Annotated in this window: 21 protein-coding genes; all 21 read left to right on the top strand. The window is 45.2% G+C overall.

Going from position 1 to position 16,398, the window contains the following annotated elements; translation table 11 throughout:
* The first annotated feature begins 32 nt into the window (after positions 1 to 32).
* Positions 33 to 125, top strand: coding sequence for a putative holin-like toxin (locus AB432_RS31545; protein ID WP_221629570.1), 93 nt, complete (start codon positions 33 to 35; stop codon positions 123 to 125).
* 278 nt (positions 126 to 403) lie between these two features.
* Positions 404 to 955 (top strand): hypothetical protein, encoded by a 552-nt coding sequence (locus AB432_RS18285; protein ID WP_048033492.1) that lies wholly within the window; start codon positions 404 to 406, stop codon positions 953 to 955.
* 27 nt (positions 956 to 982) lie between these two features.
* On the top strand, positions 983 to 1,975 hold the full coding sequence (locus tag AB432_RS18280; RefSeq protein WP_048033491.1) for an XkdQ/YqbQ family protein: 993 nt from the start codon (positions 983 to 985) through the stop codon (positions 1,973 to 1,975).
* Positions 1,972 to 2,403, top strand: a complete 432-nt coding sequence (locus tag AB432_RS18275; protein WP_048033490.1) for a DUF2577 domain-containing protein — start codon at positions 1,972 to 1,974, stop codon at positions 2,401 to 2,403. The genes AB432_RS18280 and AB432_RS18275 overlap by 4 nt, the downstream gene beginning before the upstream one ends.
* The gene (locus AB432_RS18270) at positions 2,400 to 2,837 is read left to right on the top strand and encodes a DUF2634 domain-containing protein (protein ID WP_048033489.1); all 438 of its coding nucleotides are present in this window, start codon (positions 2,400 to 2,402) and stop codon (positions 2,835 to 2,837) included. The genes AB432_RS18275 and AB432_RS18270 overlap by 4 nt, the downstream gene beginning before the upstream one ends.
* Positions 2,830 to 3,576 carry a baseplate J/gp47 family protein gene (locus AB432_RS18265; protein WP_048033488.1) on the top strand — a complete coding sequence of 249 codons (747 nt, stop codon included), beginning with the start codon at positions 2,830 to 2,832 and terminating at the stop codon, positions 3,574 to 3,576. Before AB432_RS18270 ends, AB432_RS18265 begins: the two co-directional genes overlap by 8 nt.
* Positions 3,573 to 4,298, top strand: coding sequence for a hypothetical protein (locus AB432_RS18260; protein WP_048033487.1), 726 nt, complete (start codon positions 3,573 to 3,575; stop codon positions 4,296 to 4,298). The genes AB432_RS18265 and AB432_RS18260 overlap by 4 nt, the downstream gene beginning before the upstream one ends.
* A 12-nt stretch (positions 4,299 to 4,310) precedes the next feature.
* Positions 4,311 to 4,832, top strand: coding sequence for a hypothetical protein (locus AB432_RS18255; protein WP_235617495.1), 522 nt, complete (start codon positions 4,311 to 4,313; stop codon positions 4,830 to 4,832).
* A gap of 11 nt (positions 4,833 to 4,843) precedes the next feature.
* Complete coding sequence (locus tag AB432_RS18250) at positions 4,844 to 6,916, top strand: DUF4815 domain-containing protein (RefSeq protein ID WP_048033486.1); 2,073 nt, start codon at positions 4,844 to 4,846, stop codon at positions 6,914 to 6,916.
* Between the two features lie 2 nt (positions 6,917 to 6,918).
* Positions 6,919 to 8,040: a hypothetical protein gene (locus AB432_RS18245; RefSeq protein WP_048033485.1), complete on the top strand. Its 1,122-nt coding sequence runs from the start codon at positions 6,919 to 6,921 to the stop codon at positions 8,038 to 8,040.
* 13 nt (positions 8,041 to 8,053) lie between these two features.
* Positions 8,054 to 8,386, top strand: a complete 333-nt coding sequence (locus AB432_RS18240) for a hypothetical protein (RefSeq protein ID WP_053079602.1) — start codon at positions 8,054 to 8,056, stop codon at positions 8,384 to 8,386.
* 15 nt (positions 8,387 to 8,401) lie between these two features.
* Entirely contained in the window at positions 8,402 to 11,716 is a 3,315-nt protein-coding gene (locus tag AB432_RS18235) for a glycoside hydrolase family 78 protein (protein WP_048033484.1), read from the top strand.
* Positions 11,717 to 11,730: 14 nt separating this feature from the next.
* Positions 11,731 to 11,895 (top strand): hypothetical protein, encoded by a 165-nt coding sequence (locus tag AB432_RS30550; RefSeq protein WP_162630255.1) that lies wholly within the window; start codon positions 11,731 to 11,733, stop codon positions 11,893 to 11,895.
* Complete coding sequence (locus tag AB432_RS30795) at positions 11,892 to 12,044, top strand: CD1375 family protein (protein WP_167403236.1); 153 nt, start codon at positions 11,892 to 11,894, stop codon at positions 12,042 to 12,044. The genes AB432_RS30550 and AB432_RS30795 overlap by 4 nt, the downstream gene beginning before the upstream one ends.
* 118 nt (positions 12,045 to 12,162) lie before the next feature.
* Positions 12,163 to 12,339 carry a hypothetical protein gene (locus AB432_RS30790; RefSeq protein ID WP_164724554.1) on the top strand — a complete coding sequence of 59 codons (177 nt, stop codon included), beginning with the start codon at positions 12,163 to 12,165 and terminating at the stop codon, positions 12,337 to 12,339.
* A gap of 72 nt (positions 12,340 to 12,411) precedes the next feature.
* Positions 12,412 to 12,870 (top strand): phage holin family protein, encoded by a 459-nt coding sequence (locus AB432_RS18230; RefSeq protein ID WP_048033483.1) that lies wholly within the window; start codon positions 12,412 to 12,414, stop codon positions 12,868 to 12,870.
* A gap of 2 nt (positions 12,871 to 12,872) precedes the next feature.
* Positions 12,873 to 13,679: an N-acetylmuramoyl-L-alanine amidase gene (locus AB432_RS18225; RefSeq protein ID WP_048033482.1), complete on the top strand. Its 807-nt coding sequence runs from the start codon at positions 12,873 to 12,875 to the stop codon at positions 13,677 to 13,679.
* A 5-nt stretch (positions 13,680 to 13,684) separates the two neighbouring features.
* Positions 13,685 to 13,831, top strand: coding sequence for a hypothetical protein (locus AB432_RS30545; RefSeq protein ID WP_162630254.1), 147 nt, complete (start codon positions 13,685 to 13,687; stop codon positions 13,829 to 13,831).
* Between the two features lie 93 nt (positions 13,832 to 13,924).
* On the top strand, positions 13,925 to 14,245 hold the full coding sequence (locus AB432_RS18220) for a helix-turn-helix domain-containing protein (protein WP_048033481.1): 321 nt from the start codon (positions 13,925 to 13,927) through the stop codon (positions 14,243 to 14,245).
* Positions 14,185 to 15,099, top strand: a complete 915-nt coding sequence (locus AB432_RS18215; protein ID WP_113732279.1) for an IS3 family transposase — start codon at positions 14,185 to 14,187, stop codon at positions 15,097 to 15,099. The genes AB432_RS18220 and AB432_RS18215 overlap by 61 nt, the downstream gene beginning before the upstream one ends.
* Before the next feature lie 199 nt (positions 15,100 to 15,298).
* Positions 15,299 to 15,931: a class I SAM-dependent methyltransferase gene (locus AB432_RS18210; protein ID WP_048033479.1), complete on the top strand. Its 633-nt coding sequence runs from the start codon at positions 15,299 to 15,301 to the stop codon at positions 15,929 to 15,931.
* Positions 15,932 to 16,398 lie beyond the last annotated feature (467 nt).

Genomic DNA, 16,398 nt, shown 5'->3' with positions numbered 1-16,398 from the left:
CGGCTCATCTCCCATGTCGGAAACGGGGGGAGGTGACGCCTGTGACAGTGTTCCAAGCATTGACGTTGATGATTTCATTCGCAATGCTCGTGGTAGCGATCCTGTCTTTCCCCAAAAAGAAATAGACCTCCCTTGGGTCCAAATCCGGAGAGGTCTATCTCTAGTTAATCCTTGAGCCGCCCCCATGTAGGGAACGTCTGTTGTATAGGCCGTAGGTGCTGGAACACCTGCGGTCATTTTTAGTGTAATCCAGTTATATAACTTATATTACTGGATTTTTTCCATTACAGCAATTGTCAATCAAGAATAGGCGTTTCCACTTAAAAAGCCTAGGAGATTAATAAAGTAGAAGCACACTCAAACGGGTGTGCTTTTTATGTTGAGAGGAGAGATATAGAAACAAGTGAAATACAAGCACCTTGAGTTCTGGTTAGCCTGGAACAATAACGTTGAAAAGCTTCGTCTTCCTGTCATTCCACCCAAAATAGCAGTAAAGATCGGGCACAGCTACATCGATATTGAACTTGTCGCCATAGGAGAGGCGACTATCATCGGAGAGCCAACCTTGGAAGAGTATTCTTTTTCTACCTTTTGGCCTGAAACATATGATCCGGGACTGTGCGATTATGATGGTTTTCCATCCCCAGAGGAGTTCGTGGAAACCATGAAACGTTGGAAAAACTCAGGGTATCCAATTCGTTTTACCGTCACAGGTAGCGAAATCAATGCTGCTGTTACCATACGTGATTTTTCCTATGAATGGGACGGGTTTGACATAGATTTCAAGTTAGCACTGAAAGAGTATCGGTTCGTGACCATGGAGAGTACTGAAGTGAGCATTCCTTTCCAAACAACGGGTAAAGGGAAGCGACCGGATACACGAAAAGCGAAGGTGTCAGCCACCAAGAAAAAAGAAGAAAAAAAATCATTGGTTGACAAGTATAATTCACGATGAAATCTTGGGCGGAAAGGTGGGAGACTGATGCTGCCAAGATATCATTACGAGGTTCGATTTCAAAAGCCGGGTAAGCAAGCGCTGCTCCTTCCCTTCTCAGAAGCAACATGGTCCGGAAGTCGTCAGGAAGCAAAGCGTTCTCTGGCTGTTAAAACCAACAATGGTCGGGATCGCTTTTGGCCTGATGTGAATGTAGAAGAAGGCGACCTGATAGAGTTGATTTCCTTTATGTCCGGCACTCCACGCTCACTTTTCACAGGTATGATTGTTGACTTAGGAAGGACAGCAAAAGGAGATATCAACGCAGTAGCATATGATTTCGGCTTTTATTTACTCAATAACGATGTAGCTGTGGTTTCAACAGGTGAGGCTGCCGATCAGCTTCTAAAGCGCATTTTCGCGCAGCATGGCATTCCTGTTGGGGGCATAGGAGCAATGCCTGCCGTGGAAAAACAAGTCATTCGCGGAAAGAGTGTATGGGATGCAGTTGTAGACGTCCTCAATCAAGTGTTTCGCTCTACTGGTGTTCGGTATTGGTGCTGGATTGACCAAGGGAAGATTTATGTGGGAACACAGCGAGGGCAAACAATTCAGTGGAAAGTCCAGCAGGGAAGTAATCTATTAAACGCGGAACGGAAACGATCAATTGCAGACATGAGAACAGTTGTAAGAGTGGTCGGAAGCGACAGTGAATACATTTCTGTCCTTCATGATGAAGTTGATTCTATCAACGCTAAACGGTACGGCCATCTTGTTAAGGTGATAGAAATACAAGATGAAGACCGGGGAAACAAAATTGAGGTGGCTAAGCAAGAATTGCAGAATCTAAGCCGAGTTAAGGAGCAGGCTTCCGTTACTTCCTTGGGCATCGATGACGTCATTGCAGGGACAAAAATTGAAGTCTACGAGGAAATCACGAAGCTACAAGGGGTGTTTACTGTTTTCGGCGACAGCCATACGATACGACCTGGCTACCATGAAATGAAACTCGATTTGCAGATGGAGGTGAATGGAAGGTGAATGGCTTTCAAAAGCTTGCTCACGTACTTTCAGGTGCCAATCAAAAACAAGGAATTGGTGGGACAAATCCACCCCCAAAGGATATACGGATAGAGTTGGCAACTGTCATTAAGCCACCACCCGATTTGAAAATCTTGATAGATGGTATGACAGAACCAATTGGGAAAGAGTTTATTACTGTCTTAGAACACTTGACGAGACATACACGAATTGTCACGATTACCCATCAAGAAAAAGCAGAACGTGATTTGGGTGACATGAAAAAGGAAGATTTTTTAGACACGGATGACGTGGCTGCGCCGTTTACCTCGTTTAAACATAACTATTTGTTACTGCAATTTGAGGACGTTTTGAAATTGAACGATAAAGTACACGTGTTATCTGTGGACTCTGCCTATTACATCCTAGATAGGGTGAAACGCCCATGAGTATTTTTCCGGTTTTCCCAGTGAAAGATGATAGCCCAGCACAGGAACTACGACCCATTAAAAATGTGCTTAGAACGTATAAGTTTGATTTCGAAACAGGACAGTTTGCCGTTCGACCTGACGGCAAGTCGGTAATGATTGATGGAGAAGAGGCATTACTCCAAAAAGCCACAAAAGCATTACGTACTGATCGCTATATGTTTTCTATTTATTCCTCAGATTATGGGAATGAACTGAAAGAAGTGATTAGGAGTGATGGAACGAGAGCGTGGAAGCAGGCAGAGGCTAAGCGGTTGGTAAAGGAGGCTTTGGAATATTTGTATGGGATAGAACGTTGCGAGAATTTCTCTTTTGAGTGGGTAGGTAACACCATGAAAATATCCTTTTTGATGGTTACTGAGGAAGGGGTCTTGGAGATGAGTATCAATGTCTGAAACTGATCTTAGCTTTCTGGAAAGCTCAACCTTCCAGCAAATTTTATATGAAATGCTTCTCACCGTCCCAGAAGATCTGGACAGAAGTGAAGGTTCAATTATTTACGATGCTCTTGCTCCGATTGCACTAGCCTTATTCAAACATCATAAAGAACGTGGCAAGATCATCGAACAAGCATTTGCTGTAACTGCAACGAGGAAGTACCTAGAGCTCATGGCAATAGATTACGGGTTAGCACTAGATAAAAACGAGCCAACGGAGGATTTACGCAACCGAATATTGCGCCATAAACGTAATCCTGAGCGTGGTGGAGCGTTATCTGACTATGAACGTTGGGCGCTGTCAATACCTGGTGTAAACTACGCAAGGGGACTGAACTTGATAAGAGGGATCGGAACTGCTGACTTGGTTGTTGGCGGCACCATTCCTAACTTATTGGAGACAGTTCGAGAATTAATTGATCGCCGTAAAACACCAGGGCTTGATCTTGTCGTTAGACATGTCAGTAGACAAACTGTACCTATTGAAGTTGTGGTAACGGGAATAGACAAAGAAAAAGCCAGACAAACAATACTGGCATATACCAATTCGATTGGAGTCGGAGGAACGCTATTTTTAGCGCAGATATTTGCTGTATTAGTTGGGGCTGGCGCAACGGATGCCAAAATTATAGTACCAACAACGAGCATTACACTAAGGCCAGATGCTCAAATTGATCCGGTGGTGACTATCGTATGAGCGAAGAGCAAGTCAATGCTCTATTGAGTGAACTACCTAGTTACTATAAAAAAAGTAGACATATGCGTGCGATTATGAGCGCTGTCTCCGACTATTTGCCAGTGGATAGTGATATATGGAAAGCCTTTTTTCTTCACCTCATGTATGAGGACTCCTTAGAGCTCTGGAGGCGTGAATTAGATGCCGCCGATGATGAGGACCTGCTTGCAAAGCTAAGAGCAACCAATGGCAGGATGACAGTTGAATCCATTCTTTCACAAGGATATGGCTTACAAGAATCTTATCGCCTCATGCCTGAAGATGGTGTTGAACTCTCTGAGTTTGGAGTAATGGCAGATGGTTGGGAATTTGCCCCGTTAACAGCAGTCATCTTCACAACGCCTGAGACACTTGGTGTAGCACAAGGAATTGTCAAATTAATGGGACCAGCAGGCTTTCGATATTTATTTTCGATTGCGTTATCTCACAAGATCGAGTATGAACGAGGATCAGCAAGTCAAAGTATGGATAGATATGGGGCAATTCTTACCACTGACCATGGGGATGATGAGCTGAGCGGTAAGGAAAAAATGACAAACCACTCGCGAACTCAGTATTCGTTTCAAAGCATAAAGCATGATCGCATGAGTTGGTGGTCACCGAATGTATTTTTTACGGATGACGTAACGTTTGTTGACGAAGTGTTCTATATTCAACAATCAAAGGTTACGAAAACAAATTAGGGGGTGTAGGAGTTGCCTTCAAAAACAAGTGATGTAAAAGGCATGAAAACGTATCAGACCTTTAATCTGTACAGGGACAAGAATGTGTTTATCGCTGTGGGAAAAACATCTCCGTGGAACCCTGAAAACTCCGAGAAGGTTCCAGATGTCTCCTATGGTCAGACGATGACAGAGATTGTTGCGTTGAAGCGAGCTGACCAAGTGAGGTTTGTAACGCCAGATGATACAAATGGAACGATCATACAACGTGGCCAGAAGTGGCGCCTCATTGAGGAAGTTGAAGCGCGGGCAATTGATTGCCGTTGGCTATATGTACAGGCTTGGTTGAGGTATGACGAGTTTCCAATATGTAATTATCGTCAAACAGGAGTATATGCGGGCACGATCTTGGTAGATGGGTCACCGGTAAATAAACAGGTAGTCAAACCGGATGAAGTGAAGGATATAGGTTTCTTGTTAGCTGTGACGAATCAGTCGCCACTGCAACGGGAAGTCACCCATCGCGAAAGCATTGAGTATATCTTGGAGCTGTAAGGAGGGTAACGATGGCAAAGGAAGTATACAACCGATTCGATCCTATGAATAGATGGAAGTCTGTTGATTTTGTCGGCGGTCGCCGGGTTCAAACTGCTGAGCTGAACGAACTACAAGCCATGTCACTCTATCGGGATAAGCAAATAGGGGACGTAATCTTCGGATCAGGTCACATCTTAGAGGGCGGGCAGTTATTGATTAATAAGGAGAAAACGCTTGTCATCGTATCAGCAGCACGGGTATATCTAGGGGGAATCATCCACGATGTACCGGAAACAACACTGAGGATAAAGGGAACTGGAGAGGAAAGCATTGGGTTGCGGGTCAATCCAGAAACAATCACATATGAAGATGACCCAACCCTGTATGATCCTGCGGTTGGGTTTTTTAATTATGGCATGCCTGGTGCTCAGCGAACCATTTTGAATCCGACTTGGGTAGTAGATGATCCAGAAGCAACTCATATGTATCGTCTGGTGAACGGGGATCTCATCACATCCAAATTACCGCCTGAGCTCGAAGGATTTACCCCGATTCTAGCTCGTAGAAGCTACGACACAAATGGTTCATTCTTGGTCTCAGGAATGGATGGATATATAGAGCCAAGGGATGCAGCGAACGTAACGCTCGTAATCGACGCAGGCAGAGCCTATGTTCTTGGATATCAAATTGATAAGCTGGTTCCCCTGCGACTTGCTATTCCCAAAGCACTGGACACCCGTGTGGTTGTTAATGAAACGAAGACGTATCTGTCTAATACATCCTTTTACCCGCTAAATTCAAAGCCTGTGAAAGCTTTACAGACGGTTACAGCAACCGTAGAGAAGACACAGACAATTACTCGGGGAAATGTGGCAGGAACCTCAGACCTTTTACCAATGACACCTGTTGTAGATATTGTTTCGATACAGGCCGGCAGTACAAGTTATGTCAAAGGGACAGACTTTCAACTCTCAGGTGATGCCGTAGACTGGTCATTGGCAGGTGCCGAGCCATCAGGTGGGACGTCGTATACAGTCACGTATCGCTATACAAAACTGATGGTTATTGGGACAGATGTAACGTTGGATAACAACGGGGTAAAATGGCTTGGAAGTGATAGGCCTGTACCGAACTCGACTTTCCAGACGACCTATGAATTTTTTCTCGGGCGGAAAGATGTTTACTACCTTACTTATCAAGGAGAAGTTCATGTCATACATGGTCAGTCGGACATGAATCCTTACCCTCCTTCTTCACCACCCGATGTCTTAGAACTAGGAGAGCTTTATCTACCTCCAAATTCAGATGCTGTTGTAGTTTCGAATCGGAAACCTAAACGATTGACGATGCTCGAGCTGCGTTCTCTCCTTGATCGTTTAGAACGTGCAGAGTACAACCAAGCGTTGGCAGACCTGGATCGGGCGGCGCAAAACTCTGATCCGTCACTAGCGAAAAAGGGTGTTTTTACAGATAACTTCACCAATTTTGAACGCTCCGACGTTACCCATCCTGACTTTAACGCAATGATTAACCCGCGTGAAAAAACGGTACAGTTAGCAGTTGAGAATAGCTTTATAGAGATGCAAGTAAATCAAGCAGCATCTACCGTGCGATTCCATGAGCGGTTAATTACCTTGCCATATACCGAAGAGGTACTCATTGATCAACCTTTTGCAACAGAAACCATGAATGTAAATCCATATCAAGTGTTCGGGAATTTGGCCACAATTCGTTTGACCCCTTCTCATGATACCTGGGTGGAGACGTCAACAGTTACACAATCCGTTTGGGGATGGTGGGCGGATTGGAGATCGACGGGAACGACTCGGACTGAAACAAAGGTCATTTTAGATGAACAAGTTCCATTCATACGGCAGCGTGAGGTAACAGTGGTCGGGGAAGGTTTTGAACCGAACAGTGACAATATCAAGGCGACATTTGATGGCATCCCGGTAAACCTTACTCCGATAAACGGATCGGCAGCCGGTACGCTGCCCAACACAGTGAGAGCGAATGCTCAAGGACGATTCAGTTGCACATTTATAATCCCAGCTAATGTACGCACAGGAACCCGTGAAGTCTATTTCTGGAACGAGGTGTAAGGATGGCTACCAAACAAAATGAAGCGAAAGCGTCTTATGTAGGGACTGGTAGGAAGCAGGTGGTCGAGCAGACGTTTTGGCAGATTCCATCTTGGCGACTGACTGATCCACTTGCACAAACCTTTATGCTTACAGATGAGCGGTTTGTGACATCAGTTGATTTGTACTTGGGCACGAAGGACCCGGTAGCGGACTTAACGGTACAACTTCGCACAGTAGTGAATGGTTATCCTTCTATGACGATCTTATCTTCAGTCGCGATCAATTCTTCTCAGGTGAACGTATCCAATGATAGTAGTAGGGCAACAAAGGTAAGGTTTCCTGAGCCGATCTTACTACAGGCGAATACGGAGTATGCGATCGTGCTTCTGACACCTTCTAGTCAATATAGAGCGTTTGTAGCACGAATGAGTGCACAAGACCTCCTGTCTAGGAAAACTGTTTCACGCCAGCCATATGACGTGGGTGTCCTGTTTTCAAGCTCCAACGGTTCGGCATGGACAGCACATCAGGACTCCGACTTGAAGTTTAAGCTTTACGGAGCCAAATTTATGAACGATGCAAAGCTCCAATTTAATCCTGTATCTACCAACCAAGTGACTCAACTTGTCCTTTCAGCAAGTCAACTTGTACCTCGAAATTCGGCGCTGTTGTGGCAATACTCCATAGATGAGCGAAATTGGTATGCACTTGATGATTTGGATGTGACATGGTTAACGCAGCCAACGAACAAGGTACATGTACGGGCTTTATTTAAGACATCTGGTTCGTCACCAGTCGTCCAGTCGAGTGTAAGTCTAATCCCGATGGCCTATAAAAAGAATGGCGTATATATGAGTCGAGAAATTTCAGCAACAGCCCCATTTACGAAAGTTACTGTATACGTGGAGTTGAGTACACCAAGTGGTACGTCACAAACTGTTGAATACTCCATCGATGGTGGGAAGACGTGGGCGGCTATGGGATCGGCAACCGAACAAACGCCTATTGATGACGAGTTTACGCGATTGAAGTTTGAACGCACTGTTTCATCCTCCACAAAGCTGAGAATTCGAATAAAGCAGAACACGACTGTAATGACAATAACTCCGAAAGCGCGGGCATTGATGGTGCATACCTCATAAGGATGTGACGTAAATGAAGAATCGTATATCTATCGATCCAAGCGCCCCTGACAGTCTTTTGACAGGGGCTAAAAAAATTAACGAAAACTTTGATCAGATCGATTCAAAAATAGAGCAATTAGAAACTGTAGCAAAGTCAGAGATAGCTCATCTGCATTGGAGGGCAGATATTAATGAAAAAAACATTTTGGAAATGGCTCTTGAGTTGGAGACGGTAAAAGGGGCAATTTTAAATGGTTTGACAAGCAATATTTATATTGAATCCTTTATAGATGTAGAAGATGTAACCCTATTGAACGGGGCTACAAAGCATGACAGCAAGAATAAGAAAGTGTATCTGGTATAGAAGGGAGGAATAATCTTGTCAATTATTTCAAAAGCCTACGAAGCCCTGGGAGTTGGGGCGGTAATATCAAACGCTGTTTTGAAAAAGGGTGACGTAGTAGTAACCTTTGCTACATCTGGGAGCAGCGGGGTGGACGCAACCGCTACACTAAGTGCAGGAAGTATGACCCAGAAGTATACCCACGCGTACAACACCGCTGGGGCTTCACCCGATTCGGTTTGTGCCAGAGTATATACCGTAGATAATGACGTAACAGCCAACATTACGGTGAGCGGAAACAGCCAGTCGCAAGTTACAGTAGTATTCAGGAATGCCCAAATTGTGGACTGGGATAGTACAGGCTATGCGTCTGGTTCACCCATCCAGTCTATTCCAACAGGGTATTCTACACCTGGTATGGGCGTTCTGCTGGTAAACCGCTATACTTCACCTTCAAATCCGCCCAATTATACGTGGCTGACGAATGGGTCAGCTTCTGTTGGTTACTTGGACAATATTTCTACTCAGTTGGCTCAGCCTCCAGCGTTATCACATGGCGGGGGGGGCTATTCTGCGATTATGGCCCTTATGCTTGCACCAGTAAATGTAGCCCCACACGTGCCTTCAATGAACCCCACAGGGACTCTTGCTGCTCCAGCAGTACTAGCGACGTTGACTCCTACACTGAACTGGTCATTTTCTGACCCAGACGTTGGGAACAGCCAGAAGGCGCGACAACTGAAAATATACGACGGGGCAACACTTATTTATGACAGTGGTAAAGTAACCACAGGCAGCACGACCTTTACGTATCCATCTAGCGGGGTAACAGCTTTGCAGCCTGACAAAGTATACGGTTGGGAAGTCATCGTATGGGACAACCACGACGCCGCAAGCCCTTATGCTACTCGTCAATACTTTAAAACAACAAAAGCACCAACGGTAACGCCTAAGAGCCCGTTAGGGACAAGTGCCTTACCTTTAATGATAAGCCAAACGCCACGCGTACAATGGACATATGCAGACACTGAAAATCATGTGCAAAACGCCTTTCAGGTAAGGATAAAAAGAGCGTCTGATAACGGTATTGTTCACGACAGCGGACCTATCGTTTCTACGAATGTGTATTACGACGTACCAGATGGTGTACTTGCAGCAGGAGTAGCATACTACTGGGAGGTACAAGTAAGCGATTCGACTGGCATGGTTAGTGGATTTTCGAAAGGGCAGTATTTCGTTATCAACGTACCTCCAGGTAAGCCGATACCCGATCATATTCCAGATATGCTGCGGGTAGGGAAGCGGCCCGTTTTCGAAGCAACAATAAATGACGACGTAGAAAACAACGCCCAGGCGTTCGTGTTGCAGTTGTCGTCCGAAGCCGAAATTTATACATTCACCAGCAACGTAGACGCTACAGGCTGGGAGGTATTCGACGGTACAGCTTGGGAGTGGCAAGGTATTACGACAGGCAAGGTACGGCCTGCACAATTGGTGAAAGATGGGGGATTTGAAAGCCCTGCGGGTACCTATTGGAAGCCAATGCACAGCAATCTTGTTGATGGGGAGTTCGCGGGAACAGACACAGAGGTAAAACGCAAAGGGAACAGCGCTCTAAAATTGGTAAGCAAAACGTCCAAAGCAATAGGTTTTTACCAAGACCTGAAGGGTTGGAAACCCGGTGATGTAATTGTTGTAGAAGGCTATATGAAAATAACGCAACACAACAAGGGAAAATTGCAGATAGATCTTATTACCGATACGGGATTAGATACGAGCTCTATGTGGTACGACGCTACAATAAGTGGTTGGCTAAAGTTTACTGAAACCATAACAATTCCAGCTAATACTACTCTCGTACAAATTCGTGCGTTTACTGACGAAACGGCAGACCTTACGGGGTATATAGACGACATATCAGTAAAAATACAAGGCTTGAAAGAATATACGAAGGTACGCTACACGCCACAAGTTGACCTGGAAGAAGGGAAGACGTACTACTGGCGTATGGCAGCCATTGACGGTACTACGGGTGCGTACTCTGAATGGACGGACCAACAGACGCTAGTAAACGAGTTGGGTACAAAGGGTAGTTGCGAAAGTATTACGGGATGGACGGCAGTGGGAAACCATTCCATCAGCATTGACAACACAACAAAAGCAAGCGGCATCGCGTCGGTAAAAATCGTCGCCACAGGTGCGGGTACTCCGTTAGCTAACCCCGCCCTGATAGCCTTAGATAACGTTGGCTTGAAAGATGATGCCAAGTACTTACTCATTTTCAGTGCGAAAGCAGCCACCGCTGGTACAAGGCTACATGCGGAATTATGGGGCGGCTACGCGCAGGGCGATTTCAGCCTTACAACCGAATTTAAAACGTACGCCGTATCGCTGAAATCGTCGTACCCAGGGCAAAGCAAAAACCTGTATTTCTGGTTGATGGCTGCAGGTACGGTATGGCTTGATCAGGTACGCCTGTACGAAATAACTCTGGCCGAACAGAACGTAATACAGGCAGGCACAGACCCCCGTTATAGCGGGGATATGCTGGCGGTCATGTACCCGTATGTCGATAATACCCAGACCATCCAACGTAAAACACGGATACGCTGCGGAACAACACTGGCACTACAAACAAAGCCAATCAAAACGACGGCCCCTGTAGATCGAAGCGTATTATCAAAATTTGCGACGCTACCTATTCACGTACCAGCAGTAAAACGGATAGAAAACACTGATTCAAGAATTACGTACAGCAGCGGCGGGCTTGCCTGGAACAACATTAACTATGTAGACGCTGGAAGCAGCCAGGGAACAACTGCATATGTAGCAGGGGTAACCGGAGCCTGGGCCGAGTTGTCTTTTATCGGTACAGGCATTCGCTTTGGCAGTTGGTTAAGCCATTGGTATGGGCTGGTAGATGTTTATATAGACGATGTACTGGTTAAAACCGTAAGTCAGTATGTACCTGCGGGGTACGTAGGCGATACCAAGCAGCAAATCGTTTATGAAAACACGAAATTACCCTATGGGCCGCACAAAATTAAGATCGTCAATCGAAATGAAAAAGCAGACCCCGCAGCACTAGGGATGAGTTGCGCCCTGGACTTCTTCGAAATCTTGGATACGAGGGCTCCTGCTGTCTTAACTGTCCAAGCCTCAAATAATGCGAATGATGTTACCCCGACTTGGGAAGATGTAACAGCAGCTTTCATTTCTGGTGAGCCATATTTTTTTACAAACAAGATTAAAACCGCACCTGACTGGGGCTTGGCGCTAAAGATTACGGTAGACGCAAAAGAGCGGCTAGGTCCGATAGAAATTGACGGTTTCGGGATCAGTTACGAATAGGAAGGTGCGAAGCCATGGGCAGACACTTAAAACAAACCGATTTGGCTCAACTGCGTGCAAGTGAGCAAGCAAAGGTAAATACAGAGCTCCAATCAGCTTATGAAGCGATAGCTGCATTACATGAGACTGTTGAGGTATTACAAAAAGAAGTTCAAACATTAAAAGGGGGTGAAAAATGATGGTGGTAAAATATATGATTCCGGTTTATGCCTACTTAGTAAAATGCGGCTGGTCACTAGAACCGACTGGGATGGAAGCAGAAAAAGTAATTCCGGAACCCTACCGCTTACCTGTTGCTGAACACTTAGCTACAGTACAAACAACTTAACGCCTTCTCTCAAAAGAGCGAAGGTGTTTTTTTATGGGGAGCTGCTCCTTCTCCTTTGAGACTTTCCCGGAACCCAGAGCGTCTTATCTTTTAAGAATGAATCAGGGGAGGACATTACATGAATGGTGATATTGGATTCACATGGGACTGGGGAAGTTTTCTTTGGTTAATCATTTTCGTATGGCTGCCAGTGAGTGTAGTCACTTATCTTCTCATACGAACATGGTTCAAGAAAAAAATGAGCGAACTAGAGAAACGAATCGAGAAACTTGAACAAGAAGGTTCAACAAAATAAGGATTTCATAGGGGAGCTGCTAGCGCGGCTCCTTTAATTTTTGCCCCGTGGGGGTGAGGAGAAGATGAGCTGATGAAATTTCTTCAAAGCCTAGAAAACGTAGCAACCCCAGCAAACGCTTTGGCGACAACAGCGGGTGCAATCGTGTCTCCCGTTTTTCATTATCTATATGGAACGAACCGCCAAGACATCCTGATTGTGCTCTTTTTCATGATTGTCTTGGATTGGATCACAGGCATTTCCGCAGCCAAAAAAGATCAATCCTACTCATCTGATTATGGGTTGTCTAGAATCCCACGCACAATGTTCCTCTTTGCTCTACCAGCCTTAGCCAATCTCTTAGATCGCGTCATGGGCACGCCAGGTTTTTTGTTTTATGGAGTAACGTTCGGTCTCATTTACCACACGTGGACAAGCCTGACAGCCAATGCACATCGAGCTGGCTGGCCAATGCCAAGGTCGGTTGAAAAATTGGTAGGATCGGAAATCAAAGCGAAAGCAGAGCGAGCTGCAAGAAAGGAGCAGAAATAAAAATGAATATGACTATTAAAGGCGCGCGCGTCGTTGACGTTCGCGCCTCTTTACCACGCCACAAAACACTAAAGTATAGACGGCGTAAGCTGACTGACATCCGTTCGGCAGCCATGCATCATTCAGCTACAAAAAGCGGGTCACCGGAAGCATTTGCGAGATATCATGTAGGCACTAACGGATGGCCGGGCATTGCCTATCATTTCGTTGTACAGAAAGACGGCACAATTTACTGGTGCAACGATCCAGAGGCAATTTCCTACCACGTAGGCAACAGCAACCGTCATGCGCTAGGCATTTGCCTTGTGGGGGATTTCCGAACACAGAAACCGACACCTGCGCAGCTAGACGCTGCAAACCGACTTATCAGGCACTTACAGGAACAAATTCCATCCATAAAACAGGTACTGGGACACCAGGAGTACCCCGGCTACACGTGGAAAAACTGTCCTGCATTCCCGATGGGCACATTCCGAACAAATTACTCACAATTCTTGCAAAAAGCTGTGGGTAAAGTGGATAAGCCAAAGCAAGTCCCGGTTGCAATTAAGCTGAACAGGCAACTGCTTGCGGTAACGGGCTTTTTGCAGGAAGGCGTTTCTATGCTGCCAGTCCGTGCAGTTGCCAATGCTGCCGGTGGAAAAGTGGAGTGGATTGAACAGACGAAAGATGTTCGTGTTAACGGCAAAGACTTTAACGAGAAGATCATCGCGGGATCGGCATATGCTCCAGCTCGTGAGTTGGCTGCTGCACTTTGTCTACAGGTTGAGTGGGATGGCAGCACAAATACAGTAATACTGAGAGGATGAGTTTCGTGGATAAAACAAACAAAAAGAAACAAGGAGTTTTGATGATAGTAGGGGGAGCTCTTGCAATTGTAGGAGCAGGGTACGGGTTACTTACAGATGAGCAAGCCAAGGCGCTCCATCAGGCCTTTGAGATACTTCTAGCTGCATTCTAAAAGGCAAAGCCCTCCTTCGGAATATGATATTATCCCCTTTAAGTAGACAGTAATTAGAAAGCCCTTTACTGTTTAACTTGGAGGGGAATTTTTATGGGCCAAATAAAAAAGAGCTACTCCCTTGAATTCAAACACCATGTAGTAGAAAAATTTGAACAAGGGGCTACATATAACGAGATTAAAGAAGCACATGGGCTTGATTTGAGGATGTTCCGAAGATGGGTCAGGAAATACCGGGACAATGGGTTAAAAGGACTTGAAGATAGAAGGGGAAGGCCGCGAAAAACAGATGATACTTTTGAAAAGCTGCTACCCCCAGGAGAAAAAATACAACGACTTGAGGCAGAAATAGAATTTCTAAAAAAGCTCTTAGAAGCCAGAAAGGGGGAAAGAAGCCAAAGGAGAAAACGGTAGAATTTCAGATCATTGCAGAGATGGCAAAACGGTATCCTGTTTCTCTCCTTTGCAAGATCGCTCATGTTTCGAAAAGTGGTTATTACAAGTGGCTACGATGCCAAGAACATCTTACACCTAAACAAAAGGAAGAACAGCAGATAAAGTCGTTGATTATGGATGGCTACCAAAAATCCAAGGGTATCTATGGATATCCACGAATAAAAGCTTGGCTCCGACAATCACATGGCATCCAAATCAATCACAAGCGAGTGTATCGACTGATGAAGGAGATGGGGATTCAATCGCGTATTCGCAGGAAACGGAAGTTTTTTGGCCGTAGAGAGCAGGTGGTCGTTTCCGACAACAAATTAAACCGCGATTTTACAGCTTCACATCCTCGGGAGAAATGGGCTACAGATATTACATTCGTGATTTTTAACGGACGACGCCTGTATCTGTCGGTTATTTACGATCTCTTCAACAACGAGGTCATCGCCTATAAGATCAGCAAACGGAACGACCTTACGCTCGTTATGGATACCGTAAAGGCAGCTCTAAAAATAAAAGAGGCGAATGGCGTCATTTTACACAGTGATCAAGGGTACCAATACACATCTAGGAAATATAACGAATTCCTAAAAGCATCTAACATTACTGTTAGTATGTCGAGAAAAGGAAATTGCCTGGATAATGCTTGTATCGAAAGCTTTTTCAGCCACCTCAAAACAGAATGTTTGTATTTAAATGTTTTTACTAAGGAAGACGAGGTGAAGAAGGCAATACAACGATACATACACTTCTATAATTACGAGCGTATTCAAGTCCGGCTAAACAATTTGAGCCCGGTTCTTTACCGAGCTCAAATTGCCTAGTATTCACTGAAAATAATGTAATAGACTTTGAAAATGTAATTGTAGATTAAGAAAATAATGCTTTAGACTAACTTGAGCCATTACGCTAACGAGGCAGGTATGTGCGATCAAGAAAGAAAGAAAGAAGAGTTCCTTTTGTCAAAATGATAGCAAGCATCTAATTATTACGCTCTTCTCCACAGAAAGTGAGGTTCTAACCATGACGAAACGTTCAGAAGCTGAACATTGGAACGAGGTGTTTGCCGATGTGAATCTCGGCAAGCCGCAAGTGGATTTTTGGCTGGAAAAATACGAGCCGATGCTAGCATCGGCCCAAGATGGACCGGTCATTGATCTTGGCTGCGGATATGGCAGCGACTCTTTGTTTTTAACGGAACGAGGTTATCGAGTCATCGCCTGCGACTTCTCCTCTGAGTCGTTGGCGATTATACGCAAATATGTGCCAGGCGCTGAAACAAACCTATTCGATATGACAGGAGGATTGCCGTTTCCGGATGGTAGTGCGAGGGCGGTTGTCGCGGATTTGTCCCTGCATTATTTTCACTGGGACGATACTATTTCTATCGTTAGCGAAATCGCGCGAGTTGTCGGCACTGGCGGATTGCTGCTAGCCCGCTTGAATTCCACGCGCGATGTTCATTACGGTGCCGGCCAGGGCATCGAATTGGAACCCCGTTATTACGAGCATGAGGGGCGGCGGAAACGTTTTTTTGACGAAGCAGATATGCGTCGGTTGTTTGACGGATGGACGATCAACGTGTTGACGGAAACGGACATGCACCGCTACCGGAAGCCGAAAATTTGCTGGGAGATGGCAGCTTGCGTCCGCTGATGGCAGCATCGGGAGGGGGGCTGTGTGTGCTGACGTACGGAGATTAGTAACTTGCCGATGTGAATCCGACCATCGGGACAGCTGGTCGAAAGCAGCCGGACAAAGAGACTCAAACCTTTTTTGTTCCGCTAACGGGTTCGATAGTTCAATAAAAACAGCGGTGAGCTTAAGACTATATTATCAGGTCTTAAGTCGCCGCTGTTTCATGTATTAGGCTTTGTCTAAAACTTAATTTTCAATGAACACATAAACGAGGGCTTGTTTCAAAATGTCTACTTGACAGGGGTAAGACCAATATTCCGGGGAGGGCTTTGTTTATGTATTACGATTGCTCGTAACACAAATTATTGCTGCTAAGTAAAGAATTGATGCAACTATAGCTCTTAAAAAGGAGTCCTGATCCGTGTCATTGTTATAAATTGAAACAGAAGCAACTACCACAATGTGACCAATGACGTAGACAAGAA

This window comes from Brevibacillus brevis, assembly GCF_001039275.2.
Lineage (GTDB): Bacteria > Bacillota > Bacilli > Brevibacillales > Brevibacillaceae > Brevibacillus > Brevibacillus brevis_C.
Note: the sequence above shows the minus strand (reverse complement) of the source record. Positions and strands in the feature narration are given on the sequence as shown.